This is a genomic window from Rhodococcus sp. NPDC056516 (assembly GCF_042794655.1).
In the GTDB taxonomy this organism is placed as follows: Bacteria; Actinomycetota; Actinomycetes; order Mycobacteriales; family Mycobacteriaceae; genus Rhodococcus_F.
On sequence record NZ_JBHTTG010000001.1, the window covers coordinates 235,765 to 259,798 of the forward strand.

General features: G+C 61.3%; 21 protein-coding genes. 14 read left to right on the forward strand and 7 right to left on the reverse strand.

The window, feature by feature from the left end; translation table 11 throughout:
- Window positions 1-38: 38 nt before the first annotated feature.
- Window positions 39-941, reverse strand: coding sequence for an Lrp/AsnC family transcriptional regulator (locus tag ACFQ6Y_RS01060; protein WP_378530649.1), 903 nt, complete (start codon window positions 939-941; stop codon window positions 39-41).
- A gap of 224 nt (window positions 942-1,165) precedes the next feature.
- Between ACFQ6Y_RS01060 and ACFQ6Y_RS01065 the strand changes: the two genes are divergently transcribed.
- Both ACFQ6Y_RS01065 and ACFQ6Y_RS01070 read left to right on the forward strand, forming a co-directional pair.
- Window positions 1,166-2,881 carry an amidohydrolase gene (locus ACFQ6Y_RS01065; RefSeq protein WP_378541792.1) on the forward strand — a complete coding sequence of 572 codons (1,716 nt, stop codon included), beginning with the start codon at window positions 1,166-1,168 and terminating at the stop codon, window positions 2,879-2,881.
- A complete protein-coding gene (locus tag ACFQ6Y_RS01070) occupies window positions 2,881-4,215 on the forward strand; it encodes an MFS transporter (RefSeq protein WP_378530652.1) in 1,335 nt (444 codons plus the stop codon). The genes ACFQ6Y_RS01065 and ACFQ6Y_RS01070 overlap by 1 nt, the downstream gene beginning before the upstream one ends.
- Window positions 4,216-4,317: 102 nt before the next feature.
- Here ACFQ6Y_RS01070 and ACFQ6Y_RS01075 read toward each other — a convergent pair whose 3' ends face one another.
- From ACFQ6Y_RS01075 to ACFQ6Y_RS01085, 3 genes are all read right to left on the reverse strand, one after another.
- Window positions 4,318-4,683 (reverse strand): antar domain protein, encoded by a 366-nt coding sequence (locus ACFQ6Y_RS01075; protein ID WP_378627961.1) that lies wholly within the window; start codon window positions 4,681-4,683, stop codon window positions 4,318-4,320.
- Between the two features lie 335 nt (window positions 4,684-5,018).
- On the reverse strand, window positions 5,019-5,885 hold the full coding sequence (locus tag ACFQ6Y_RS01080) for an alpha/beta hydrolase family protein (protein ID WP_378627964.1): 867 nt from the start codon (window positions 5,883-5,885) through the stop codon (window positions 5,019-5,021).
- A gap of 90 nt (window positions 5,886-5,975) precedes the next feature.
- Window positions 5,976-7,022, reverse strand: a complete 1,047-nt coding sequence (locus ACFQ6Y_RS01085; protein WP_378627968.1) for a LacI family DNA-binding transcriptional regulator — start codon at window positions 7,020-7,022, stop codon at window positions 5,976-5,978.
- Window positions 7,023-7,270: 248 nt separating this feature from the next.
- Between ACFQ6Y_RS01085 and ACFQ6Y_RS01090 the strand changes: the two genes are divergently transcribed.
- The 6 genes from ACFQ6Y_RS01090 (at window position 7,271) to ACFQ6Y_RS01115 (ending at window position 14,273) form a co-directional block, all read left to right on the forward strand.
- Window positions 7,271-8,725, forward strand: a complete 1,455-nt coding sequence (locus ACFQ6Y_RS01090) for an APC family permease (RefSeq protein ID WP_378627971.1) — start codon at window positions 7,271-7,273, stop codon at window positions 8,723-8,725.
- On the forward strand, window positions 8,722-10,326 hold the full coding sequence (locus tag ACFQ6Y_RS01095) for a N,N-dimethylformamidase beta subunit family domain-containing protein (RefSeq protein ID WP_378627975.1): 1,605 nt from the start codon (window positions 8,722-8,724) through the stop codon (window positions 10,324-10,326). The genes ACFQ6Y_RS01090 and ACFQ6Y_RS01095 overlap by 4 nt, the downstream gene beginning before the upstream one ends.
- Window position 10,327: 1 nt before the next feature.
- Window positions 10,328-10,690 carry a cupin domain-containing protein gene (locus ACFQ6Y_RS01100; protein WP_378627978.1) on the forward strand — a complete coding sequence of 121 codons (363 nt, stop codon included), beginning with the start codon at window positions 10,328-10,330 and terminating at the stop codon, window positions 10,688-10,690.
- A 14-nt stretch (window positions 10,691-10,704) separates the two neighbouring features.
- Complete coding sequence (locus tag ACFQ6Y_RS01105; protein WP_378532706.1) at window positions 10,705-12,132, forward strand: aminobutyraldehyde dehydrogenase; 1,428 nt, start codon at window positions 10,705-10,707, stop codon at window positions 12,130-12,132.
- 291 nt (window positions 12,133-12,423) lie between these two features.
- Window positions 12,424-12,675 carry a hypothetical protein gene (locus ACFQ6Y_RS01110; protein WP_378627982.1) on the forward strand — a complete coding sequence of 84 codons (252 nt, stop codon included), beginning with the start codon at window positions 12,424-12,426 and terminating at the stop codon, window positions 12,673-12,675.
- Window positions 12,672-14,273 carry a N,N-dimethylformamidase beta subunit family domain-containing protein gene (locus ACFQ6Y_RS01115; protein ID WP_378627984.1) on the forward strand — a complete coding sequence of 534 codons (1,602 nt, stop codon included), beginning with the start codon at window positions 12,672-12,674 and terminating at the stop codon, window positions 14,271-14,273. The genes ACFQ6Y_RS01110 and ACFQ6Y_RS01115 overlap by 4 nt, the downstream gene beginning before the upstream one ends.
- 83 nt (window positions 14,274-14,356) lie before the next feature.
- On the opposite strand, the gene ACFQ6Y_RS01120 is transcribed toward ACFQ6Y_RS01115, so the two are convergent.
- The gene (locus ACFQ6Y_RS01120) at window positions 14,357-15,043 is read right to left on the reverse strand and encodes a nucleoside/nucleotide kinase family protein (RefSeq protein ID WP_378627987.1); all 687 of its coding nucleotides are present in this window, start codon (window positions 15,041-15,043) and stop codon (window positions 14,357-14,359) included.
- Between the two features lie 124 nt (window positions 15,044-15,167).
- On the opposite strand from ACFQ6Y_RS01120, the gene ACFQ6Y_RS01125 reads away from it, so the two are divergent.
- From ACFQ6Y_RS01125 to ACFQ6Y_RS01145, 5 genes are all read left to right on the forward strand, one after another.
- Window positions 15,168-15,761 carry a TetR/AcrR family transcriptional regulator gene (locus ACFQ6Y_RS01125; RefSeq protein WP_378627989.1) on the forward strand — a complete coding sequence of 198 codons (594 nt, stop codon included), beginning with the start codon at window positions 15,168-15,170 and terminating at the stop codon, window positions 15,759-15,761.
- 45 nt (window positions 15,762-15,806) lie between these two features.
- The gene (locus ACFQ6Y_RS01130) at window positions 15,807-16,685 is read left to right on the forward strand and encodes a crotonase/enoyl-CoA hydratase family protein (RefSeq protein ID WP_378530673.1); all 879 of its coding nucleotides are present in this window, start codon (window positions 15,807-15,809) and stop codon (window positions 16,683-16,685) included.
- A gap of 14 nt (window positions 16,686-16,699) precedes the next feature.
- Complete coding sequence (locus ACFQ6Y_RS01135; protein WP_378627992.1) at window positions 16,700-18,343, forward strand: AMP-binding protein; 1,644 nt, start codon at window positions 16,700-16,702, stop codon at window positions 18,341-18,343.
- 99 nt (window positions 18,344-18,442) lie between these two features.
- The gene (locus ACFQ6Y_RS01140) at window positions 18,443-19,996 is read left to right on the forward strand and encodes an acetyl-CoA hydrolase/transferase family protein (protein WP_378530677.1); all 1,554 of its coding nucleotides are present in this window, start codon (window positions 18,443-18,445) and stop codon (window positions 19,994-19,996) included.
- A 37-nt stretch (window positions 19,997-20,033) separates the two neighbouring features.
- Entirely contained in the window at window positions 20,034-21,257 is a 1,224-nt protein-coding gene (locus tag ACFQ6Y_RS01145; RefSeq protein ID WP_378627995.1) for a PucR family transcriptional regulator, read from the forward strand.
- Here the strand turns inward: ACFQ6Y_RS01145 and ACFQ6Y_RS01150 are convergent, their stop codons facing one another.
- Window positions 21,258-22,085 carry an SDR family oxidoreductase gene (locus tag ACFQ6Y_RS01150; RefSeq protein ID WP_378541819.1) on the reverse strand — a complete coding sequence of 276 codons (828 nt, stop codon included), beginning with the start codon at window positions 22,083-22,085 and terminating at the stop codon, window positions 21,258-21,260.
- A gap of 196 nt (window positions 22,086-22,281) precedes the next feature.
- Here ACFQ6Y_RS01150 and ACFQ6Y_RS01155 point away from each other — a divergent pair, with 196 nt between their 5' ends.
- On the forward strand, window positions 22,282-23,514 hold the full coding sequence (locus tag ACFQ6Y_RS01155; protein ID WP_378627999.1) for a PucR family transcriptional regulator: 1,233 nt from the start codon (window positions 22,282-22,284) through the stop codon (window positions 23,512-23,514).
- Between the two features lie 4 nt (window positions 23,515-23,518).
- Here ACFQ6Y_RS01155 and ACFQ6Y_RS01160 read toward each other — a convergent pair whose 3' ends face one another.
- Window positions 23,519-23,866: a hypothetical protein gene (locus ACFQ6Y_RS01160; RefSeq protein WP_182261544.1), complete on the reverse strand. Its 348-nt coding sequence runs from the start codon at window positions 23,864-23,866 to the stop codon at window positions 23,519-23,521.
- Between the last annotated feature and the right edge of the window lie 168 nt (window positions 23,867-24,034).

Below are 24,034 nucleotides of genomic sequence, written 5' to 3' on the forward strand. Positions count from 1 at the left end.
GCTAGCGTGCTTCCATAAGTGGGTCAATGACTTGCGAACTATCCCCGTACGTCCAGGCTGCGGGCGTAGTGCTCTTTGAACACCTCGAGATGTGCCCAGGATTCCAAGCCGCTGACACCGTCGATCCCGCGGATTCGCTCGGACAGGGCATGAAGGTCGTTGGAGGAGTTGGCGGCAACGGTCGCGATCACGTCGTACCGCCCCAGGGTTCGGGCGAGGAACTCGATTCCGGGCAGCGACTCGATCTCCGACACCGCGTTGTCGTCCCGTGAGCCCAGGTTGACGCCGATGCCCATCGCCAATGTCCGGCCACCGCCTCGCCGCTTGACGACGGCTCCGACGCGAAGTGCCGTGCTCGCGATCAGGTGATTGACGCGGTTGCGTACGGCACTCGGCGACAGACCGGTGTGTTCGGCGAGCTCGAGAAATGGCATGCGCCCGTTGTGTTCGAGTAGTTCGATCAACGCGACATCCGTCGAGTCGAGTCGGATGTCGGCTTGTAAAGCGCTCTCGGGCATGAAGATTCCCTTGATGACGTCGACGTAGACCAGCGTGCTCACGGATCGAACGCCCCGCTGTGAGCGGAGTTCGGCGATGGCGCGATACAGATCGTCGTGACCGGGCACCCGAAGTTCCGCAATCACGTTGTACTGCCCGCTGACTGCCGAGATGTAGACGGCGGCCTCGGACTCGATCAACGCGTTCAGTACGGGGGTCATCGGTCCGGACACGGCGATCGAGACGTGTGCGAGTGCCTTCAATCCGAGAAGTTCGGGATGCGCGACCGCAACCACGGACACAGTTCCCGAGTCGAGCAGTGCCTGCACTCTGGTGGACACCGCTGCGCGTGGTGCGTCGACCGCCGCGGACAGTTCGCGGTATGTCGCTCGCCCATTGCGCTGAAGTGCGGCAATGAGCTTGGAATCGAGATCGACGGTCATGGATGTCCCAACTTTTCCAGAGATTTTTCTGTACCCGCTTCCTATTAGAACAGTCGCATGTGGCCATGAATGATGCGGATAAGTGCAGAAATGCTCGAAAACCACTACAAAAAAGTTGTATGCCACCTGGTCTGAAACTTTGATGCATTGCATAGCTCCAGGTCAGGGCGTAGTTTTCGCTCAACACGCAGTGACCTGCACCACCATCTCGACGAAGGACCACCATGCGCAAGTTGCACACGCACGAAGCCTCGCCGCTCGACGCCACCGCCACGATCTTCACCGGCGCCAAGATTCACACCGTTGACGACAGCACGGCGGGAGCCGAAGCGTTCCTGGTGTTCGGAAACCGCTTTGCAGCGGTGGGAACACTCGAGGAATGCCGCACCGAGGCGCGTCGCCTGAGCACTCGCACAATCGCGGTGGTCGAACTCGACGGTGCCACCGTCGTCCCCGGCTTCGTCGATCCGCACGCACACCCGCTCATGTACGGGCAGATGCTCAGCTGGGTGGACTGCGGTCCGGAGAAGGCTCACTCGATCCCCGGAATCATTGCGCTGCTTCAGGAAGCGGCACTCACAGCACCTGCGGGTGTCCCGATTCGCGGATACGGCTACGAGCACCGCAACCTGATCGAAGGGCGTCATCCGCTCAAGGAAGAGCTCGATCAGGTCGCCACCGATCGCGAGGTCTACCTCATGAACGCGAGCGGTCACGGTGGCGTCGTCAACTCATTCACCTTCGACAAGCACGGCATCGATGCGAGCACCGAGAACCCGGCCGGTGGCGAGTTCTTCCGAGATTCGGACGGCGAGCTCACGGGCGAGCTGTCCGACGCCGCGTGCAACATTCTCACCGGCGTCAACGGAGTGAAGGTCGGTCATCACGGACCCAACTTCCATCTCGAGGACGAGCCCGAAGAGCACCTTCGCCAGCTGTCCGTCGCTCAGGACAAGTTCCTGGCCGGCGGCGTCACCACCATCGGTGACTGCCAGGTGACCCGTCGTGAATTCGACATGTACCTGCGTCTGGCCGAGCAGGATCAGCTCAAGACCCGCGTCTCCATGTACATGCTCAGCCACCTCCTCGATCACGTCATCGACACGGGAATGCACGGCGCCTTCGGAAATTCCAAGCTCGCGTTCGGCGGCATCAAGTTCTACGCCGACGGCACTCTCGGTGGCTGGACCGCGTACTTCCCCGACGGATACGTGGGCGACCCGTGCCGCACCGGGCAGCTCTACCACGAGCCGGCGGACTACTCGGAGCTGATTGCCAAGGCACACTCGGTGGGTCTGCAGACCGCCACGCACGCTCAGTCGCCGACGGCCATCGACATGGTGCTCGATGCCATCGAAGCTGCGCAGAAGGCTCACCCTGACGCCGACGCGCGTCACCGCATCGAGCATTGCGGACTCCCGACGGCCGAGCAGATCGCCCGGATGAACCTGGCCGGTGTCTACCCGGTGAACCAGCCGCAGCATTACTACAACTGGGGCGAGGGCGTCACCGCTGCGATCGGGACTCCGGGTGAGCGGTTCAACCCGCTCGGCGAGTTCATCGCTGCCGAGGTTCCCGTGACCATCAGCTCCGACGCACCGGTCGCCGAGCCCAAGCCGCTCGAAGCGATTCAGGCTGCCGTCACCCGTGTGACGCGTCAGGGCCATCAGCTCGGCTCGGATGCACTCCGCATCACCGCCGACCAGGCACTGCAGGCTCACACGCTCAACGGTGCGCGTGCGCTGGGCCGTGAAGCAGAACTGGGCAGCATCTCGGTGGGCAAGCGGGCCGACTTCGTCATTCTGGGCGCGGATCCTCTCGAGGTTCCGGCCGACGCGATTGCGCAGATCGATGTCCGGGAGACCTGGATCGACGGCGAACTCGCACATTCAGGTCATAACCACCTATTGTCGAGCACTTCGACCACCGAGGAAAAGTAATGAACCGAGAGCAACAGATCGTGAAGGCCCGCAAGGCGGGATTTGCAGCCTTCGTCGGTACAACTATCGAGTGGTACGACTTCTACGTCTATGCCACGGCAGCCGCGCTGGTATTCGGTGACATCTTCTTCCCGCCCGGAACCGACCGCCTGACCGGTGTTGCTGCGGCGTTCGCGACGTACGCCGTCGGCTTCTTCGCTCGCCCGCTCGGCGGAATCGTGTTCGGCCATGTCGGTGACAAGATGGGCAGGCGCACCGCCCTTGTCGTGACTTTGACGCTGATGGGCGCAGGAACATTCCTCATCGGCATGTTGCCCACCTACGCGTCGATCGGGTTCTGGGCGCCGTTGCTTCTGGTTGTTCTTCGCTTCGTCCAGGGCTTTGCCGTCGGCGGCGAATGGGGCGGTGCCGTCCTGATGGCCGTCGAGCATGCTCCCGAGGACAAGAAGACCTTCTACGGCGGATTCGCCCAGCTGGGCAACCCCGCCGGCGCGCTTCTAGCCACCGGTTTCTTCAGCATTCTCTCCACCTTCGGCGACGACGCTCTGCGCGAGTGGGCGTGGCGTCTGCCGTTCCTCTGCTCGGCGCTGTTGATTCTCGTCGGCTTGGTCGTTCGCCTGAAGGTCGAAGAGTCCCCGGTTTTCGAGTCCGAGGTGAAGTCCGCAGACGTACCGGAAATGCTGCCGCTCAAGTACGCGTTGGTGACCAACTGGCGCCCGATCATCCTGGGCATCGGCATTCTGCCCGTCGCAGTCGGCGGCTACTACCTCGTGACGACCTTCATCACGGCGTACGCAACCGACCCCGATGTCGGGTTGTCCGAGACGTTGATTCTCAACGCGCTCAGTGTCGCGGCAGTGGTCGAGTTGATCGCGACTCTCGGAGTGGCGTGGCTCGGCGACAAGGTGGGACGCGTCCGCGTCGTCATCTGGGGTCTTGCCGCGGTCGCAATACTCGCAGCACCGCAGTTCCTGGTGCTGAAGTCCGGATCCGTGTTCCTGATCTTCCTGACCTTCGCCGTCATGCGACTGGTGCTGGCTGCCACGTACGGTCCGATCGCCGCTGTTCTGTCGCAGATGTTCAAGCCGCAGGCTCGCTACACGAGCATCTCGTTGGCGTACCAGGGCGCCGGCGCGATCTTCGGCGGATTGTCTCCGCTGGTGTCGACGCTGATGTACAAGGCAACCGGCAGCATCTGGCCGGTCATCGCACTGCTGATCGGCATGTGCATCCTGAGCATCGTCTGCCTGCTCTTCGCTCCGCAGCATGTGGACGAGGCGACCGATACCGACGGTGCACCGCAGGGCCTGAACAAGGAATCGGCTTCCGCCTGACTGCCAAGGGTCGGCTTCCTGTCAACTGAAAACACAAAGCTGGGGCAGTACACGATTTCCGTGTACTGCCCCAGCTGTCGTTCAGCTGTCCTTCAGGGCCGGTTACGCGCCGACGAGATGGCGATGAAAGTGATCGCTGCGTCGGTGTGCCTGACTGAGATTCCTGATCTCACGCAGCCAGAAGTGAGACGCCAGTGCGTTATCGCTTCCATAGCCGGTGCCGGACGTGTCCTCGTCGATCAGGGCGACAAGCGCCTTGATCAGGCTGGTGACCTTGAGGTTGTTGGTCTGAGAATGTCGGACCAGCAGGTCGGCAGCTTCGTCGGAGCTGCAACGGTAGAGGGTGCAGACGATTTCGATCCCGCGCTCGCGGATCCGGCCCGAAGTTGTCGGGATCCGTAGACCGTTTGTCGAGTTGCTGTTCGTCTGGTTGTTCGTGTTGTCGGGGTGAATCATGGTGTTGATCAAGGTATTCCTTTGAACTGCACGGGTTTTAGGCCCGTGCAGTGTGTAGCGCATGTTGATACTGGTGCAGTCGGTACGCGATTGGCGGCGGACTCCGTCGGAGCCTTCGGCCTGGTCAACAATCTGCGGGACTGATGAAAGTGCGTAGTGATCAAAGGCGCGGATTTGCACCGAACTGGAAGTCTGCCCTGGAACGAATACTGGAACCTTAGTTCCGGGCGAAGCGACCGGCTGCCTGACTGACGGCTGCCCTCTGATTACCCCACCGTACGTCATCAATGCGGTTTCAGCTAATTCTTTATCGGGCGATCGTGATCACAGCGGGTGCTTTTACCTGCTCAAGAGCCATTTACGTGGTCGAGTATTGCTTGCTTGGTGATAGCCCAGGCGTTGGTGGTCGGGTTCCCGAATTCGCCGTGGCCGACTCCGGGTAGTTCGATCAGGTCGACCGCATCGCCTGCTGCTCGGGCGGCACGGGTATAGCGTCGGCTCTGTTCGATCGAGACGACCTTGTCGCCGAGTCCGTGGATCGCCGTGACAGGGAGGCCGGTGGGGAGGTGTTCGATCGGTGATGCGATGCGGTAACGGTCCGGATGGTCGACGGGCATGCCGCCCAGAAGATTTCGAACAAATCGATCTTTGCCAGCGGTTGCGGCGAGCGTCATGTCGAAGACGCCGGCCATGATCGTTGCCGAGCGAACGGGCACGGTGAGGTCCGGTTCCGGAGCGTCTGCACTCTGCTGTGATCGCGACGCGACCCATGCGGCTAGCTGTCCACCCGCGGAGTAGCCGGCGATGTGTACACGGCTCAAATCCAGTCGCCCGGAAGCTCTTTCCTGAACAACGCCGGCCAGGGCGTTGGTAGCCGCAACCGTATCGGAGAGCGTGGTCGGCCAACCGCCCTGACCACCTACACGCCTGTATTCGATGTTCCAGACCGCAATTCCGTACGGGGTCAAGGTTTTTGCCCACGCACCCGCGTACTCGAGATTGCTTTTCTGAGCCCAGCCGCCGCCGTGGATGAGGACAACGACCGGCAGGTCGCCGTCGGATCCGGTTGGAAGATACAGATCGCCGAACGTGTCTGCGGCCGCGGCGTATGCGATGCGTACGGGAGCCACTTCACGATCGAGACCCGCTGCACTGCTGACAGACAGGAGGAGAGTGAGAACACAGACGAGCGCTACGGCGAGGTACCCGGCCAAGCGGTCGCGGGAGCGGTGCGCGATGACCTGATTCCTCTCGGCGTGTGACGGACGATAATTCGGAAATCAGTCTATCGGTGCCGAGTGAATTTATGGTGTGAGCGTAAGTGCCGTGCTTGCCCGCACACGTAGTTCGCTCCGAGTATGTATCTGAGCTGGGCGTCCGTCTCCGTCGATCAAGGCGAGTAGTGCATCCACTGCCAATCTCGCTTGTTCCTCGGGGAAGAAATCGATTGCAGTGATCGGGGGATCTGAAATCAACAGAGCAGGTTCGTCGCTGTCCTGTGCGATCAAGACGTCTTCTGGAATTGACAAGCCGAGATCGCGCGCTGCCCGAACGGCGGCGGGAGCGCAACCGAGGATCAACGACAGTATCGCGTCGGGAGGATTCTCGGACGTGAGCGCCTTGTGGGTCAATGTATAGGCTGCGGCAACGAGCAGGTCGACGGTATCAGCGCCAGAGGACGGCGCCAGATCGTCGCTGATTCGAGGCGTCACCCCGCGGGCGCGGCACCACTCGATGTACGCCTTGGTCGTGGCGCGCGTCCACTCCGAATGCAGTCCGGGGGTGAGGATGAGGATGTCTGTCGCGCCCTGGTCGGCGAGGTGATTCAGGAGCGTTTCGGTAGTCGAGACGAGATCCGGCGAGATGAAGCATCCGAATTGTTCGGCTCGTCCCGGACCCACTGCAGCAGAGGGGATTCCGATCCTCCGCAGGACATCGACACGAGGGTCGTGGGCGGCGGGGTCGACAACGATAACTCCGTCCATCTCGATGCGACGTAGTCCGTTCGGATCTTTCATCGACGGAAGCAGTAGGAGTGAATGATCAGCCTGGAATGCGGCCTGGGTGGCGGCGGTTGCCACACGTCCGTACCAGTCGAAGTTGAGGTACTCAGCCGATGACATCTCTTCCGGGGCCGGGAGCATCAGTCCGAGGGTGGCAGTTCTGCCTGTCCGAAGATTCTGTGCCGAGCGATTGGCCCGGTACCCCAAGCGGTCGGCGACTTCTTGGACGCGTGCGCGAGTTGCGGAGTCGACTCTGCCCTTGCCGTTGAGTGCGTAGGAAACGGTCGACACGGCGACACCGGCGGCAGTCGCGACGTCACGAAGCGTCGGGGCGTTCGGCGTGATCATCGGGTCGCTTCCTTTGCTGGTCGGTTTCTACTCAAGAGTAACGGCTGAGCATCGGGCGCTGCTGCAATTGGTGGACGGTTGTCTTAAAAGGACTAGTGCCGAATCGTTTCATCGCAGCTATTGACAGTGCTGAAACGATTCGGCACGCTCATGGAACGCCAGTCGAACGCCGAATGAATTTCCTGGAGACACATGTCGTACTCGTTCCAGTCCAAGCGCATAATTGCGATAACGCACGGAGTCACTCCATGACCGACAACACCGACCCGCGAAGGGTGGGCACAGCTCCCGACCCGCATCCGCCCGGACCTACTCCGGGGCTTCGTAGGGGGACGATCAACAGCAGACATCTGGTCTTCTTTGTCATCGCCGCCGCAGCTCCGCTAACCATCCTGGTGGGATTTGCGCCGCTCGGACTGATGACCGCGGGCGCTGCACTTCCTGTCGGTTACATCGTTCCGGGAATCGTCTATCTGCTGTTTGCGGTCGGATTCACGGCGATGAGCAGGCATATCCGAGGTGCGGGCGCCTTCTACGCCTACATTACGGAGGGACTCGGAGCCGTCGTCGGCGCCGGATCTTCGGTACTGGCCTACGTCGGCTATCTGGGCGGCCAGATCGGTTTCGTTGTCGCGTGCGGCATCTTCACGTCGTCCACTCTCGACAGTCTTTTCGGTCTCTCGGTTCCGATTTATGCATGCGCGCTCACAGTTGCCGTTCTGGTTACGGTCGTGGGATACAACCGAGTGGACATCGGTGCCAAGGTGCTCGCGGTGTTGATGGCTCTCGAACTCGGCGTGCTCGCAGTTTTCTGTGTCGCGGTCCTGGTCAAAGGCGGGCATGAAGGACTGTCCCTGGACAGTTTTTCGCCCTCGACCTTCCTGACGGCCGGCTTGGCCAGCGTTTTCGTGTTGACCTTCACGTCCTTTGTCGGCTTCGAGCAAACGGCGATTTACAGCGAAGAGGTGGTCGACCCCCGGCGCACCGTTTCTCGGGCGACGTACACGGCAGTCACCGTCCTGGCAGTCGTCTATTCCTTCTGTGCCTGGGTGATCGTGCAAGCCGTCGGACCGAGTCGCATGGTCGACTTCCTCGGCGGCGATCCGTCCGAGCTCATCTTCGACCTCAACAGTGAATTTGCGGGCGAGATGATGACCGACGTCATGCACCTGCTCATCGTCACGAGTTTCTTCGCGGGGTGCCTGGCTCTGCACAACGCGTGTAGTCGCTATCTACTTGCGATGGGGCGAGCCAGGATCTTGCCGACGGTGTTGGCGAAGGTGTCGGCATCGACCGGTACCCCCAGCGTTGCCGGAATTATGCAGGGCGCGTTGACCTTTCTCGCGATCGCAGGGTTTGCGTTGAGCCCAGCAGATCCGTACACGCAGGTTGTCTTGTGGACGAACACCCCGACCATCATTGCGGTGCTTGCTCTGCAGATTCTGACCTCGGTTGCAGTGCTCCGATTCTTTTCGCAAGGAGCTAGAGGAGAAGGATTGTGGCAGAGGCTGATTGCACCGTCGCTCGCGACCGTTGCACTCGTCGTGGCACTCGGATTTCTGCAAGTCAACATGGGCACCATGACGGGCCTGACCACTGCTCAAAATCTGTTGTTCGTGGTACCGCTGGTTATTGCATTCGTAGTGGGGGTCCTTCGGAGCCTCTGGCTTCGCAGCCACTCGATCGAAGTGGTTTCGGCATGAGTGACTACGCATGGTCGGTCCCCGGCGGATTGGTCGAACGGCCGGGATTGAATCCGGGAGAGCCGGAGATCTGGGTGTACGCAGACAAGTTCTCGTACTTCGCCGGCGACACCGTCTCGGTTCGAGTACACACCACCGCAGACGAATACGACCTCGAGATCGTGCGAGACGGAGCCCGCCCAGAGAGCATCGTCAAGTACCTCGGTCTACCCGGTAAGCAGCAGCCGACGCCCGACGACGCCTACGCGGTCGGGTGTGGATGGTCGGAGTCCCTGGCACTCACGGTTGCCTCGAATTGGTCCTCGGGGATGTACTTGATTCTTGTGCGCATGCGTCACGAAGGAGCGGTCGTGGAGCGCGAAGGCTTCTTCATCGTCCGATCGCGTGAACCCGAGCAGGCGGACATGGTTCTCATTCACACGACGAGCACGATGCTCGCGTACAACGACTGGGGCGGAGCCAACCATTATCGCGGAGTCCCCGACGGTTCCGGTGATGTCCCGACGCCAATTTCGTCCACCCAGCGTCCCCTAGCGCGGGGAATGTTGCGCAAACCTGAGGGTGCAGCGAGAAATATTCACACGGACACTCCGGGTATAGGCTGGATTCCGCGTCACCCACCTTACGAGTGGGCGTGGGACAACGGCTATTCACGCCACCACGCAGACGCATTCTGGGCCACGTACGAGCGACCGTTTACGGTGTGGGCCGAAGAGCGGGGCTACCACGTGCATCACATCACTCAGCACGATCTGCATGAGGATCCTCGCGCGCTGGAGGGGTATTCGTGCGCGGTGCTTGTCGGGCACGACGAGTACTGGTCCTGGGAAATGCGCGACCGTATCGACGAGTTCGTCGACGGTGGAGGCAGTTTGGCGCGCTTCGGCGGAAACTTCCTCTGGCAGGTGCGCATCGAAGGTGATGCGCAAATCTGCTACAAGAATCCGTTCGAAGATCCGATGCGTGACGTTGATCCGACACGGGTGACCACGGCGTGGGATTCACCCGAGGTTGGACGGCCGGGCGCATGGACGATGGGTTTGACCGGCATGGCGGGAGTCTACAATCGTTACGGTGCAACAACTCCCAGGTCTTCGGGCGGTTTCACGGTATACCGGCCGGATCATTGGGCGCTGAACGGAACCGACCTGTACTACGGCGACAACTTCGGGATCGCCCCGATCTGTGTTGCAGGATTCGAAGTGGACGGAGTGGATTACACGTTCAGAAAAGGCCAGCCATACGCCACCGGAGACGACGGCGCGCCCGAGGATCTGGAAATCATTGCGATGGCACCGGCAGTCAGCGGCTCGCGTGACCTCTGGAACGGCACGGTCCCGATCGGCGCGCCTCTTGCCGAAGTGAAGGGCATTCTTGAATGTTTCTACGGGAGTGAGCCACCCGAGCACCTTCGCGATCTCGAATACGGATCGGGAATGGTGGCGTGCCACAAGCGAGGTCTCGGGACGGTGTTCAACGCTGGTTCCACCGAATGGGTGAACGGACTGATCCATCACGATCCCTTCACCGAACAGATAACTGTCAACGTACTGAATCTATTTGCCGCCCAATCGACAAGCTTGAACACGGAGGAAAACTGACGTGAGTGTCGATGACATTCGAACCTTCGGACCCGGCCAGGGGACGCAGTTCGTGCCGGAATGGGGTGATGATGCGAGCGCGAATTGGTCCGAATCGGAATGGCGATCGTTCGGTGATCCGGAAGGTGAGTACTTCGGCGGTGGTTGGGAAGGGGAGCCGGGCACTTTGCTGTGTGACCCTTACCCGTACGACGAGGTCTGCATCATGATCAGCGGCCGGGTGGCGCTGATCGACCTCGATGGAAACCGTCGTGAATTCGCTTCGGGTGATGCTTTTTTCGTGCCGAAGTCGTTTCGGGGTACGTGGGAGACGGTCGAGCCGTCCAAGAAGTACTTCATCGCATTGCCGGGATCATGCTCGTGAGTGTTGCCTCGACCATGGGCGTCGAAGTCTTCGGCCACGTCATCGACGGTGTCTGTGAGACATCACTTGGAAATCTGTCCCAACTGGTCAATCCTGCGAACGGCGAAGTCTATGCGCGTGCGGCCGTTGGTTCTGCGGAAGACGTTGATCGAGCATGTCTGTCTTCGGAGATCGCTTCCAGGAAGTGGCGTCGATCAACGCCTGCGCGGCGTCAAGAGTTGCTACTGGCACTGGCGGACGCTCTGGAATCGAATGCGAAGTACTTCCTCGAGGTTGAATGCCGCAGTACCGGAAAGCCTCTCAGGCAGGTGCGAGACGACGAGATCCCGCAGTGTGTCGATTTTCTGCGGTACTTCGCTGGTATCGCTCGCTCATTGCCGGGTACTGCCGCAATGGAATACACCGAGGGCGCCACCTCGTATGTCAGGCGTGAGCCGATCGGTGTAGTCGGTGCAATCGCACCGTGGAATTATCCGCTGATGATGGCGGTCTGGAAGATCGCGCCGGCACTCGCGACGGGAAACACCCTCGTGCTCAAACCGGCTGAAGAGACTCCGGAAACTGCAGTAATGCTGGGAGTTCTTGCTGCGCAGATCTATCCGCCTGGAGTGCTCAATGTGGTGTGTGGCGATCGCGATACCGGAGCCGCGCTTGTCGCTCATCCGGCGCCTCGCATGATCGCGCTGACGGGGTCGACGAGAGCGGGTATTTCGGTCGCCAAGGCGGCATCCGAAGACGTCAAGCTTTTACACCTCGAGCTCGGAGGTAAGGCTCCAGCTGTCGTGTTTGCGGATGCGGACCTGGACGGAGCAGTCGCGGGGATCGTTGCCGGCGCCTTTTACAACAGCGGTCAAGATTGCACCGCTGCAACGAGGATTCTCGTACAACAAGAGGTAGCGGAAGAGTTCACCGAAAAGTTGACGGCTGCGGCCGCGGACTTGAGGTTGGGAGGCCCGGACTCGGGCGATTGTCTCGGCCCTCTGGTCAGCCGCGCTCATCGTGATCGGGTGGCAGAGTTGGTAGAAAGACGTTCCACAAATGCGAACGTACGTGTTGGTGGAGGGAAGCCTGCCGGATCTGGTTTTTTCTATCTGCCGACTGTCATTTCCGGGGTGCGGCAGGACGACGAGTTGGTTCAGGAAGAGATATTCGGGCCCGTTGTCACGGTGCAGTCGTTCTCTACTGAAGTCGAGGCGATCGAACTTGCGAATGGGACCAAGTACGCTCTCGCGTCGAGTGTGTGGACGTCCGATCACGGCACTGCGATGAGGATGACTGCCGAACTGGACTTCGGCTGCGTCTGGGTCGGCGTGCACGGGGCTCTCACCGCGGAAATGCCGCACGGCGGCTTCGGTGGTTCGGGTTACGGGAAGGACCTGTCGGAGTTCGCGCTCGCGGAGTACACGCGGGTCAAGCACGTCATGCACGTCACGAAGCCATAGTTCACTCGCATTCGATTGCGCTGCCTGGGGTCGATCGTCCCCAAGCGTCACACGACATGACGGCACCTCATGAGGTCCAATCGTCACTGGAAGGCAAACCTGACGGACGGTTGTTGCGCGAAAGTAAATTGCCGAATCGTTTCACTGCAATATATTGACAGCGCTGAAACGATTCGGCACTCTCGTAGTTCGTTGGGCAACATCGGATGAACCTCGAATGAATCTCGGATGAACCTGGCACCCTCGTTTCAGTCCAAAGCGCATGCTTGCGAGAACTCACGGAGTCACTTCATGATCGACGGAACCGTCCCGCGGCAGGTGGGCAAAGATCCCACCTCGTATTCGCCCGAATCCATCCAGGGGCATCGGACGGGAACGGTCGACAGCGGGCATGCGGTCTTCCATGGCGTCACTGTCACTGTCGCGCAGCCGGCCGTCCCGGTCCGGTTTGCGGCCCGCGGACCTATGCCTGCAGGTACGGCGCGCTACGGCTGCTTCACGCCCTCGGGCTTGGACCCGTCGATCGAGCGGCCTGTGGCGTGAGCGAATACGCATGGTCGGTCCCCGGTGGTTTGGTCGAACGGCCGGGGATCAGTCCGGGAGGGCCGGAGATCTGGGTGTACGCCGACAAGTTCTCGTATTTCGCCGGCGACACCGTCTCCATTCGGGTGCACACCACCGCTGACGAATACGACCTCGAGGTGGTGCGAGACGGCGCGCGTCCGCAGAGCATCGTCAAGTACCTCGGTCTCCCGGGAAAACAACAGTCGACGCCCGACGACGCCTATGCGGTTGGTTGCGATTGGTCGGAATCCGTTGCCTTCACCGTCGCCCCGAACTGGGCGTCGGGGATGTATTTGATTCTGGTCCGAATGCGCCACGAAGGTGTGGTCGTAGAACGGGAGGGTTTCTTCGTAGTCAAGGCGCGTGAAACCGACCACGCCGACCTTGTTCTCATTCACACCACAAGCACGATGTTGGCCTACAACGACTGGGGTGGGGCAAACCATTACCGAGGCGTCCCGGACGGTTCCGGCGACGTGCCGACACCGTTTTCCTCGACGCAGCGGCCCATCGCGCGAGGAATGTTGCGCAAACCTGCAGGCGCAGCACGTAATACACACTCCGATACGCCGGAAATTGGATGGATTCCGCGTCATCCGCCGTACGAGTGGGCGTGGGTGAACGGCTACTCGCGTCACCACGCTGACGCGTTTTGGGCCACGTACGAACGCCCCTTCACGGTGTGGGCGGAAGAGCAAGCCTTTCTTGTGCACCACGTCACTCAGCATGACCTGCATGAGGATCCTTCAGCACTGCAAGGGTATTCGTGTGCGGTCATCGTCGGTCACGACGAGTGCTGGTCATGGGAGATGCGTGACCGTATCGACGGATTCGTCGAAGGCGGGGGTTGTTTGGCGCGCTTCGGCGGGAACTTCCTGTGGCAAGTTCGTATCGAGGGCGATACGCAGGTCTGCTACAAGAATCCGTTCGAAGATCCGATCCGTGAGGTCGACCCGACACGGGTGACGACTGCGTGGGATTCGCCCGAAATCAGCCGGCCGGGTGCGTGGACTATGGGTTCGACCGCTACGGCCGGCGTCTACAGCCGTTACGGCGCAACAACTCCCAGGTCTTCCGGCGGTTTCACGGTGTATCGCCCTGACCATTGGGCGTTGAACGGAACCGATCTGTATTACGGCGACAACTTCGGAAACTCTCTCTGTATTGCCGGTTTTGCCATGGACGGCGTGGACTACACGTTCCGAAAGGGCCTGCCGTACGCCACCGGAGTCGACGGCGCGCCCGAAGACTTGGAGATCATCGCGATGGCACCGGCGGTGTCGGGTTCACGGGACAAGTGGAACGGAACGAGCCCCATCGGTGCGTCCTTGGCGGACGCGCGGGGAATCGTCGAATGGTTTTACGGGAGTGAGCCACCCGAGCATCTTCGTGATCTCGAGTACGGATCGGGAATGGTCACTTGTCACAGGCGAGGTCGCGGGACGGTGTTCAACGCTGGTTCTACCGAGTGGGTGAACGGACTGATCAATCACGATCCGTTTACCGAGCGGATCACCGCAAACGTGCTGAATCTATTTGCTGCGCAACTCTCGAACTTCAACGTGACAAACAATTGACGAAACCCTCATGGCAATAAATACGAACGTATGTATTGCCGGCGAAAAGCATGTGTGAACTGTGCCTTCGTCCCTGCAGTCGGTCATTTTCGTGGTGATGCAGGATGGTGAAATGGTTGACGAGAAGGTGCAGGCACGATCTCGACGATCAGATCCGCGCGCGACCTGACTTCCCTGATCAGGTCGGCGTTCGGCTGATCTACCCGTTTCACCCACTCGGCAGCCGCTTCGGAACTCTTTCCGAAGCGGCTGTGGCGTGTCACCAAGCGCTCCGTGCGAGTCGCCTCCGGAACGTCCAGATACCAGACCTCGTCGAGTGCCGCACGCACTTCCGGCCACCCACCGGTTGGGAGGAGGAGGTAGTTCCCTTCGGTGACGATCAACGGTGTATGTGGTTCGACGGCGGTTGCGCTGCCGATTGATTCGTCGATCTCGCGATCGAAGACGGGTGTGTAAACGGTGGCATTCGAGGCTTGGAGTCGGCGTAGTAGAGCCGCGTATCCGTCGGCGTCGAAGGTGTCCGGAGCGCCTTTGCGCTCGCGCCTGCTCAGCTTGTCGAGTTCCCGATTGGCAAGATGGAAACCGTCCATCTCGACTATGGCGCAACGAGAACCCAGTTTCGCCGCAATTGCCTGTGATGCGGTCGATTTTCCGGCTCCCGGTGCGCCCGTGATGCCGAGGATGTGCCGGCGGTTGTCATTGATCAGGGAATCGGCGCGTGAGGCAAGTTCATCGAGCGTCAGTGAGACGGTCGGCGGAGTGGTCTCCACGCGAAGCTCCATCCTGTATTCGGGTCGGGTTCCCCGAGCGTACGCGCGGAGTCGAGAACTATTGACAGTCTAAATGGACTGTGAAATTGTGAGCCATGCCACTCGAGAAGCTGGAGGTGTGACCGTGACTCTGCGTGATGTGCAGCGCGAAGCGACACGCCACCGAATTCTCGACGCGGCAACGGATTTACTGATTGCGGAAGGGTACTCGTCGTTGACTACGCAGTCGGTGCAAACCGCTGCCGGGGTCAGTCGTGGCGCTCTGCTGCACCACTTTCCGAACATGCAGGAGTTGACTGCGGCGTTGGTGTCGAACATCGTCGTGCGGAACGAGGCGGCAGTAAGAGCGGCGATGTCTCGGCAGGATCCGTCGGTGGACACGATCGAGAACTCGATCTCCGCTTTGTATTCGGCGTTGACTCGGCCGCCGTTTCAAGCGGAACTCGAACTGTGGTCCGCAGCTCGGACGGATCCGGGGCTGGCCGAGGTGCTTCGAGAATCGGAGCGTGCCGCCGGGCGGGATCTGCGGCGAGTTGTCCACGACGCTTTCGGCCCCGAAATTGTTGCTTCCGAGAACTATTCGCAGATTGCAGATCTGACGGTGCTGATGCTCCGTGGTTTGGCGCTGTCCCGGGCAGTGCAGAAGAGCGACGCCTCTGCGCGTCGTTCGATCAGTCAATGGGCAGGCGTCGTTCGCCTGCTCCTCACCCAGAACTAGCGCAACTCGTTCCGATCGAGGTGTGCTCTGTCGACAGGACCGATGATGACGGATTTTGCGACCCTGAAGTACGAGACCTCGGACGGTAAGGCGTATATCACGCTCAACCGACCCGATCGGCTCAACGCGATCGATGACGTGATGCCGTCGGACATTCGAAATGCGGTGGCAGCAGCCAACGACGACGACGATGTTCGCGTGATCATCTTGCAAGGTGCGGGCAAGGCGTTTTGCGCCGGGTACGACCTCAAGAAGTTCGCTGAAGGAGACCTCGACGGAAAGTGGAACCAGGGCCCGGTATGGGACCCCATCAAGGACTTTCGGGGGATGAAGCAGAATACCGATGACTTCTTCACGCTCTGGCGATCGCTCAAGCCGACGATCTGCAAGGTTCAGGGTTACGCAATCGCCGGCGGGAGCGACATCGCGCTGTCCTGCGACATGCTGATCATGGCCGACGACGCCCACATCGGGTACCCGCCTGCGCGCGTCTGGGGTTGCCCGACGACGGCGATGTGGGTGTATCGACTGGGAGCCCAGCGGGCCAAGCGAATGTTGTTGACTGGCGACACTATTGACGGTGTCACCGCAGCCGATTGGGGATTGGCACTCGAAGCGGTGCCGGCCGATGAATTGGACTCAGCAGTGGAAGCGTTGGCGGATCGCATTGCCGGTGTCCCGCTCAATCAGTTGGCTATGCAGAAGATGATGATCAATCAGGCGTACGACAATATGGGGCTGCAGGGCACTCAGGTGCTGGCAACCCTGTTCGACGGAATCACGCGTCACTCTCCGGAAGGGCGCTGGTTCAAGGATTTTGCCGAGCGCGATGGATTTCATGCCGCGGTGCAATACCGCGATTCCGGGCGCAAGATTCCAGACGGAGGCGGGCCGCTCCCCGCGTCCGACACCCCTCCTCGATAGAAAGTGGATGTGAGATGAGCAGTGTTCTCGAAACGTCGTACTTCCCCGCTGACGTGTCGGACCCGATTGCGGAACAAACGGTGGGCGGGTTGCTGCGAGAGTGCGCCGCGGACTCGCCGAATCTGGTTGCAATCAGAGAAGTAGTTCCGGCGCAATCGCATTCGTTGTCCGGGGCCGCCCAAACCGATCGTACGTGGACCTTCGCGCAACTGCTGGACGAAGCGGAGGGGTGTGCGCACTACCTCTTGTCCCAGTTCGATCGCGGAGACCGGATCACCGTCTGGGCTCCGAACGTTCCGGAGTGGATGATCCTGCAATACGGCGCCGCGCTCGCCGGAATGGTTCTGGTGACTGCCAATCCGGCGTTGGGTGCGGAGGAACTGGCGTACGTCTTGTCGCAGTCCCAGTCCCGCGGGCTCTTCCACACCGGAAAGTTCCGCGGCGGTGACATGGCGGCGGTGGCGTCCGAGGCAATTTCGATTGCGGGAGAGGAGGTTCTGGCAGTCAACTTCGAAGACTGGGATCGTCAGGTTCGAGGTTGGACCGGCGAGCGGGGCGCTCTGCCGGAAGTCTCTCCCGATGACAATGCGCAGATTCAGTACACGTCGGGAACCACCGGTGTGCCCAAGGGTGCATTGCTGCATCACCGAGGTTTGGTCAATAACGCCGATTTCGTCAGCCGGAGAGGTCAATTCCCCGAACGGGGTTCGGTCGTCTCGGCCATGCCACTGTTCCACACGGCCGGATGCGGCATCCTGGTTCTCGGTGCCGCACAGCGAAGAATGTCCATAGGCCTGATCCAGTACTTCGATCCGGTTGCGGTTCTCGATGCGGCAGAACGCTTTCACGCCGACGTCGTCAGTGGAGTACCGACGATGCTGATCGCCATGATTAACGACGCGACCTTCGCCAGCCGCGATTTCTCGGCGTGCTCAGTGGTCGTATCCGGTGGATCGTCGGTACCGCCCGAACTCGTCAGCACGGTGGAGTCGGCATTCGGTGCGGGATTCAGCATCGTCTACGGACAAACCGAAGCCAGTCCCGTGATCACGCAGACCAGTCCGGCCGACACCCCCGAAGACAAGTCGGAGACGGTCGGCCTCGCGTTGCCACAGGTCGAGGTGAAGATCTCCGACGTCGTGACCGGGGACAGCGTTCCGCTCGGCGAACAAGGTGAGATCTGCGCTCGCGGGTACCTCGTCATGACCGAGTACTTCCGCAATCCAGAGGCCTCGACCGCGACCGTGGACAAGGACGGGTGGTTGCATACCGGCGACTTGGGGACGATGGATCAACGTGGATACGTCCGGGTCACCGGACGCCTCAAGGACATGATCATCCGCGGCGGGGAGAACATCTATCCGCGTGAGGTCGAGTCCGTGATCTTTACGCATCCGAAGATCCTCGATGTGGCGGTCGTCGGTGTTCCCGACGAGGTGTGGGGTGAGCGCGTGGTTGCCGTCATCCGCTGGAAGGACGAGTCCGATCAACCGACTGCCGCCGAACTGATCGAGTTCTGCAACGAACGACTAGCGCGCCACAAGGCACCCAAGGAATGGTTCAGCGCGGAAGCATTCCCACTGACAGGCTCGGGCAAGATCCAGAAGTATCGGATCGCGAGCTTGGTCGGCGAAGGCGTGTACGGCGTCGTCAGCTGATCGGAGCACACAGCACGTCGGAGCACATAGCACGTCGGGGCGATTCTGTCTGGGTTATCCCCGTAAATCGCTTCGACGTGCCGTGTTTATCCTGATGGCGTGAGTTCAACCCTCGGTGAGACCGGACACAAAGCTATCTCCAACCGCATCCGCGCCACAGCCTTTGCGTCGAAGGTGATGTCCGCATCCGACGCCGTGAAGTTCATCAATCCGGATGACACTGTCGCGATCAGCGGTTTCGCAAGCGCCGGTACACCCAAGGTCGTCATCCCGGCCCTGGCCGAGCGTATTCACCAGACCCGCGGCAACGGATCGAACTTCACGATCAATCTCCTGACCGGTGCTTCGGTGTCCACCGAGACCGAAAGGCTGCTCGCCGAAGTCGACGGAATCGCACTGCGTATGCCGTATCAGTCCGAGGCCACCGCACGTCGCAGGATCAATGACGGTCGCATGGACTACGTCGACATCCATCTCTCCCACGTGGCTCAGCAGGTGTGGGAGGGCTACTACGGCAATGTCGACGTCGCGGTGGTCGAGGTCGCCGGTATCACCGAATCGGGTGAACTGATTCCCTCCGCGTCGATCGGCAACAACAAGACGTGGCTCGACGTCGCCGACAAGGTCATCCTCGAGGTCAACTCCTGGGTGCCCGAGGCGATGGAGGGTATTCACGACGTCTATTACGGCACGGCGTTGCCGCCGCATCGCAAGCCGCTCCAGATCATCCGCGTCGAGGACCGGATCGGTCAGACCACGTTCCGGGTGGACCCGGCCAAGGTGGTGGCCGTTGTCGAGACCAACTGCCGAGACAGCGCGAGTCCGCTCTCTGCGCCCGACGCCGTCAGCGAGGCGATCGCCGGGCACGTACTGGAGTTCTTCGACTTCGAGGTGCGCGCCGGACGGATGCCGGCTGATACGTTGCTTCCGCTGCAGGCGGGCATCGGCAATGTCGCCAACGCGGTGCTCGGAGGTCTCGATCGCGGGCCGTATCGCGGGTTGACCTGCTACTCCGAGGTCATCCAGGACGGGATGCTGAAGCTGATCAAGGACGGCACCGTCGCGCATGCGTCGTCGACGGCTTTGGCGCTCACCGACGAAGGCATCGAGGAACTGACTGCGAACATCGACTTCTACCGCAACCACATCACGCTCCGTCCGCAGGAGATCAGCAACCACCCCGAGGTGGTGCGCAGACTCGGAATCATCGCCATGAACGGGATGCTCGAGGCCGACATCTACGGCAACGTGAACTCGACGCACGTCATGGGGACGAAGATCATGAACGGAATCGGCGGTTCGGGGGACTTCGCCCGCAACGGCTACGTGTCCATGTTCTTGAGTCCGTCGACGGCCCGCGGCGGTGAGATCTCGGCGATCGTGCCGATGGTTCCGCACGTCGACCACACCGAGCACGACACGCAGGTATTGGTCACCGAGCAGGGGTTGGCGGATCTGCGCGGTCTGTCACCGCGGCGCCGCGCACGCCTGATCGTCGACAAGTGTGCTCACCCGGAGTTCCGGCCACTCCTTCACGATTACATCGCTCGCGCCGACGCTCAACCGGGTGCCGGGCAGACTCCGCACCTCCTGGGCGAGGCATTCTCGTTCCATCAGCGCTACATCGACACGGGTTCGATGCGGCTTTCCTGACGCCAAGCAAGGCCGCGCACAGTGAGAGAATGCGAGGGTGAGCCGAACCGGGGTACCTGACGACGCCATACGCCGGGTCGCGGCGGCAGGGGCCGACGACGCCGGTGGCCTACCCGTCGAACTGCTGGGCGACTTCCTCGACGTGCTCAGCGACGCTGTCTGTGACGGGAAACCGCTGCAGCGTCGTCAGTTGCACCGCTTCCGCGCCCGCGGTGAAGAAGCAGCGCAGCAGGGTGTGGCCCTGCGAGCCCTGCTCGATCTGTATCTCTCCTCGGCCTGGCGTCTGTGGCGTGAACTGCCTGCTGTTATTGCGGCACAATCGGATCCGAATGCCGTCGTCGCGGCCGGCGAAGTGATGCTGCGTGCCGTCGACGATGCCGTCGCAGAACTGGCCGAAGGTTTTCAGTTGGCCAGGCGTTCTCTGGTCCGCTCGCAGGTATCGGCACGCCGCGAGTTCGTCGACGACTTGTTGACCGGCGGCGCTGACGTCGTCGGATTGTTGGGTCGCGCTTCAGGATTCGGTCTCCACCTCAGTGGTCCGCATGCCGTGGCAGTAGTGACCGCAGCCCGCGAGTTCACCGACGACAACCCTTTGGTGCGAGCTGTCGAACGTGCCGTTCTGGGCAGCAAAGGTGACGCCGACGCGTTGGTTGCCAGCAAGAGCGGCAAACTGGTCGTCGTTTTCGCCGCGCCGGATCGCGATGCCGTCGACCACGTGCTGGCCGGGATTCGGTCGGCTCTCGGACCGGGAACAGGCGCCGTAACCGATAACGACGGGCGAGTGCAGTTGCAGCGACGCGTATTGGACGGCACTTGGCAGATCGCGGTCGGGCGCCCGCGCGCCACCGCTTCGGGCGTGGTGGCGTCGTACCGGGAGGCACTCGACGCACTCGACCTGGCGCAGCGACTGTCGTTGAACGCACCGATCATCGACGCTCGCGATCTGCTGGTCTACCGGGTTCTGGTCAACGACAGACCAGCGGTCACCGACCTGATCCAGACGCTTCTCACGCCGCTGCTCGAGGCACGCGGCGGCGCTGGGCCGATGATCGACACCCTGCTTGCGTACTTCTCCGCCGGCGGCAACACGGCGAAGACCGCCCGAGACCTGCATCTGTCCGTCCGTGCGGTGACGTACCGCTTGGACCGCATCCGCGAACTTACCGGCCAGAACGTCAACGACCCCAACGACAGCTTCGCGCTGCACGCAGCTGTGCTGGGCGCGAAGCTGCTCGATTGGCCTGCCACCGAGCTGACCTGATCAGCTTGCGCGGGCGCGTTCCTCGTAGGCGGCACGTGCCGCGGTGTCGACGTCGCCGAGAAACTGCGTCTCGACGCCGAAAAGGCGGCTCAATGCCTCGTACGGTCGCCGGGGGAAGAACCCTTGCGCCTGGACGAGTAGTCCGGACGCTCGCGTAATGCGCACGCGTGGACGAGGTTTGGTGATCAGTCCGACGATGGCTTCGGCGATTTCCTCCGGCTGAACCTCGCGGAATCCCTTCATTCCCGAAGTGCCCGAGGTGAGTTGGGTGTTGGTGAGCGTCGGCAATACGGACGAGACGTGCACTCCGGTGCCACGAACTTCCTTGCGGACCGAATCGGTGAATCCCAAGACTGCATGCTTGGCGCCGCAGTAGGTCGACAAACCCGGGCAGGGGAGTTCGCCGGCAAGCGAAGCGATGTTGATGACGTGTCCGCGCCCCCGCGGCAGCATCCGTCGCAATGCGAGCTTGGTTCCCGTGATCACCCCGAGGACGTCGATCTCGATGATGCGCCGGGTCACGGTGTCGTCCTCGTCGACGATCCGGCCGACCGGCATGATGCCCGCATTGTTGACCAGTACGTCGATCGGGCCGAGTTCACCTTCGACGGTGTCGAGGAAGTCGAAGAACGAGGCGGGATCGGTGACGTCGAGACGTCCGAACGTACGGATGCCCAAATCCTTGCTTGCCTGCGCGAGAGTGGCTTCGTCGATGTCGCCGATCGCGACCGTCGCACCGAGGCTGATGAGGCGCTTCGCGGTGGCGTATCCGATGCCTCGGGCGCCGCCGGTGATGACCACTACCTGACCGTCGAAAGGCTTGTCCATTTGCTCCAGCGTCTCCAAAGATAGGGGATGGGGTTGCAGTGAGGTAAATCTGCAGCGCCGTGAAACTGCGGTGAGATGTGATTGTGGACCAGCCGAAGCCGGGTTACTAGGGCTTGATGCCCGAACTCAATCGCTAGGTTTGTGACAAAGTCACAATCGGGGTCACGAATTGGGGCCACGAATCGGGGAGACGGATATGGACACATGGGAGTTGGACGGCTGGATTGCAAATCTCGCACCCATCTATCTCCAGCCGGAGGTGATCGACGGTTTCGTCCAACGCATCGACGACGCCATTGCCCTGGCCAATCCGGAAGTCGCAGCGGACAGGGAGCTGCGACGCGATGTGGATGCAAGCACCGCGGCGCAGCTCCGCGTCATCGTGGCCGCAATCGCGGGTGGTTCCCAGGAGGTCACGCCGCCGGCGGAGTCGATTGCGCTTGCGCTCACCGTTGCCCGGCGCGGAATGGATCTTCGAGTCCTGCTCAAGATCTACGGCGCCGGACGCCTCGCGATGCTGGGTTTCGTCGACGAGTCGATCGAGGCACTCCCGATCGGTCCGGAACTCAAACGCGCACTTCTCGTTCGGGTGTGGGGTTCGGCGATGCGATGGCTGGAGGTGACCACCGAATTGTTGGTGGCCACATATGCGAAGGAGCGGGAGAGCTTGGCGCGCGGCGCTTTTGCGCGTCGATCCGAGACCGTTCACGCGATCGTCGCCGGCGAAGCTCTTCACTCCGAAGAGGTTTCGCAGATTCTCGATTACCCGATGCGGCGCCACCACACTGCATTTGTTCTCTGGACGGACGACACCGACCCGGCTGCAGACGTATTGGCGCGATTGGACTCGTATGCACGTTCCTTGGTGGGCGAGTCGAACGGCGAGCGTGTGCTGACGCTACCTTCGGGTGCGCGCGAGGTGTGGTCGTGGGTCGCACATTTCGACCACCTGGAGTGGGCGTCGCTCGATCATGCTCGACATGCGGATCTTCGTGTCGCAGTGGGGGCCAGCGGTTACGGAATGGAGGGATTCGCACGCAGTCATCGCGAGGCGCTCGCCGCGCAGCGCGTCGCAGTCCGGTCGACGGGTTCTTCGCCCGTCACCGTCTACGAGGACGTTCAGGTTCCCTGTCTGCTTACCGAAGATCTGGGTGAACTGCGTGCGTTGGTGGCTCGGGAACTGAAAGGCCTGGCAGGCACGGACAGTGTCACGACGCGTATCCGCGACACCGTCCGGGTCTACTACGAGAACAATTGCACTGCAGCGGCTACGGCCGCGGCGCTCGGCCTGCACAAGAACACTGTGCGGTATCGACTCGATCAGGCCGAAACACTACTAGGTCGCAGCGTGGACGATCGGCGCCTGCCGACGGAGTTGGCGCTCATCGCGCTGGAGAGCTACGGGGTCAGCGTCTTGCCCGCCGGGTGATTCGTTATTGCATGTCGTCGAGGCCGGGGAGCGAGTAGCCGGAGTTGTCATCCCAATCGGCAGGGGTGTCGTCGAGTGAAACGTCCCAGTCTGCGTCCGGCACTGCTCTGCGAAGCTCGGTCAGAGCGTTGAACCAGTAGACGAGCGAAGGAATTACCTCGGTCGGATCGCTCGAGATCTTGGTCGAACCGTTGAGCAGAGTGTTGGGGATATCCGACGGGTAGAGGTCCAGGACCTCGTAGTCGAACGGAAATTCGTCGTTGTGGACGGCGATGAGTCGGTCGACTTCGGCCTTCTCGTCGTCGGTCAGCGGTGTAGTGCGGACGGCGGAGTAGTACAACGAGGTGCTCATGCTTGCCAGGCTAGAACAAGATGCCTTCCAACGGCGGTTTCGGACGCAACACCCTCAGATTGCATGGTATCGGCAACTTCAGGTCTAAAAGTCGTCGATATTTCGACAGGGATGGATAGAAGTCGGCAAGGAACACTGGAGAAGACGGCGAGACGGCCGTCCGAACCC

What these genes read in the sequence shown, in the direction of transcription:
- ACFQ6Y_RS01060 (WP_378530649.1), bottom strand. Translation starts at nt 941, where the DNA reads ATGACCGTCGATCTCGATTCCAAGCTCATTGCCGCACTTCAGCGCAAT.
- ACFQ6Y_RS01065 (WP_378541792.1), top strand. Translation starts at nt 1,166, where the DNA reads ATGCGCAAGTTGCACACGCACGAAGCCTCGCCGCTCGACGCCACCGCC.
- ACFQ6Y_RS01070 (WP_378530652.1), top strand. Translation starts at nt 2,881, where the DNA reads ATGAACCGAGAGCAACAGATCGTGAAGGCCCGCAAGGCGGGATTTGCA.
- ACFQ6Y_RS01085 (WP_378627968.1), bottom strand. Translation starts at nt 7,022, where the DNA reads ATGATCACGCCGAACGCCCCGACGCTTCGTGACGTCGCGACTGCCGCC.
- ACFQ6Y_RS01090 (WP_378627971.1), top strand. Translation starts at nt 7,271, where the DNA reads ATGACCGACAACACCGACCCGCGAAGGGTGGGCACAGCTCCCGACCCG.
- ACFQ6Y_RS01095 (WP_378627975.1), top strand. Translation starts at nt 8,722, where the DNA reads ATGAGTGACTACGCATGGTCGGTCCCCGGCGGATTGGTCGAACGGCCG.
- ACFQ6Y_RS01105 (WP_378532706.1), top strand. Translation starts at nt 10,705, where the DNA reads ATGGGCGTCGAAGTCTTCGGCCACGTCATCGACGGTGTCTGTGAGACA.
- ACFQ6Y_RS01110 (WP_378627982.1), top strand. Translation starts at nt 12,424, where the DNA reads ATGATCGACGGAACCGTCCCGCGGCAGGTGGGCAAAGATCCCACCTCG.
- ACFQ6Y_RS01130 (WP_378530673.1), top strand. Translation starts at nt 15,807, where the DNA reads ATGACGGATTTTGCGACCCTGAAGTACGAGACCTCGGACGGTAAGGCG.
- ACFQ6Y_RS01135 (WP_378627992.1), top strand. Translation starts at nt 16,700, where the DNA reads ATGAGCAGTGTTCTCGAAACGTCGTACTTCCCCGCTGACGTGTCGGAC.
- ACFQ6Y_RS01150 (WP_378541819.1), bottom strand. Translation starts at nt 22,085, where the DNA reads ATGGACAAGCCTTTCGACGGTCAGGTAGTGGTCATCACCGGCGGCGCC.
- ACFQ6Y_RS01155 (WP_378627999.1), top strand. Translation starts at nt 22,282, where the DNA reads ATGGACACATGGGAGTTGGACGGCTGGATTGCAAATCTCGCACCCATC.
- ACFQ6Y_RS01160 (WP_182261544.1), bottom strand. Translation starts at nt 23,866, where the DNA reads ATGAGCACCTCGTTGTACTACTCCGCCGTCCGCACTACACCGCTGACC.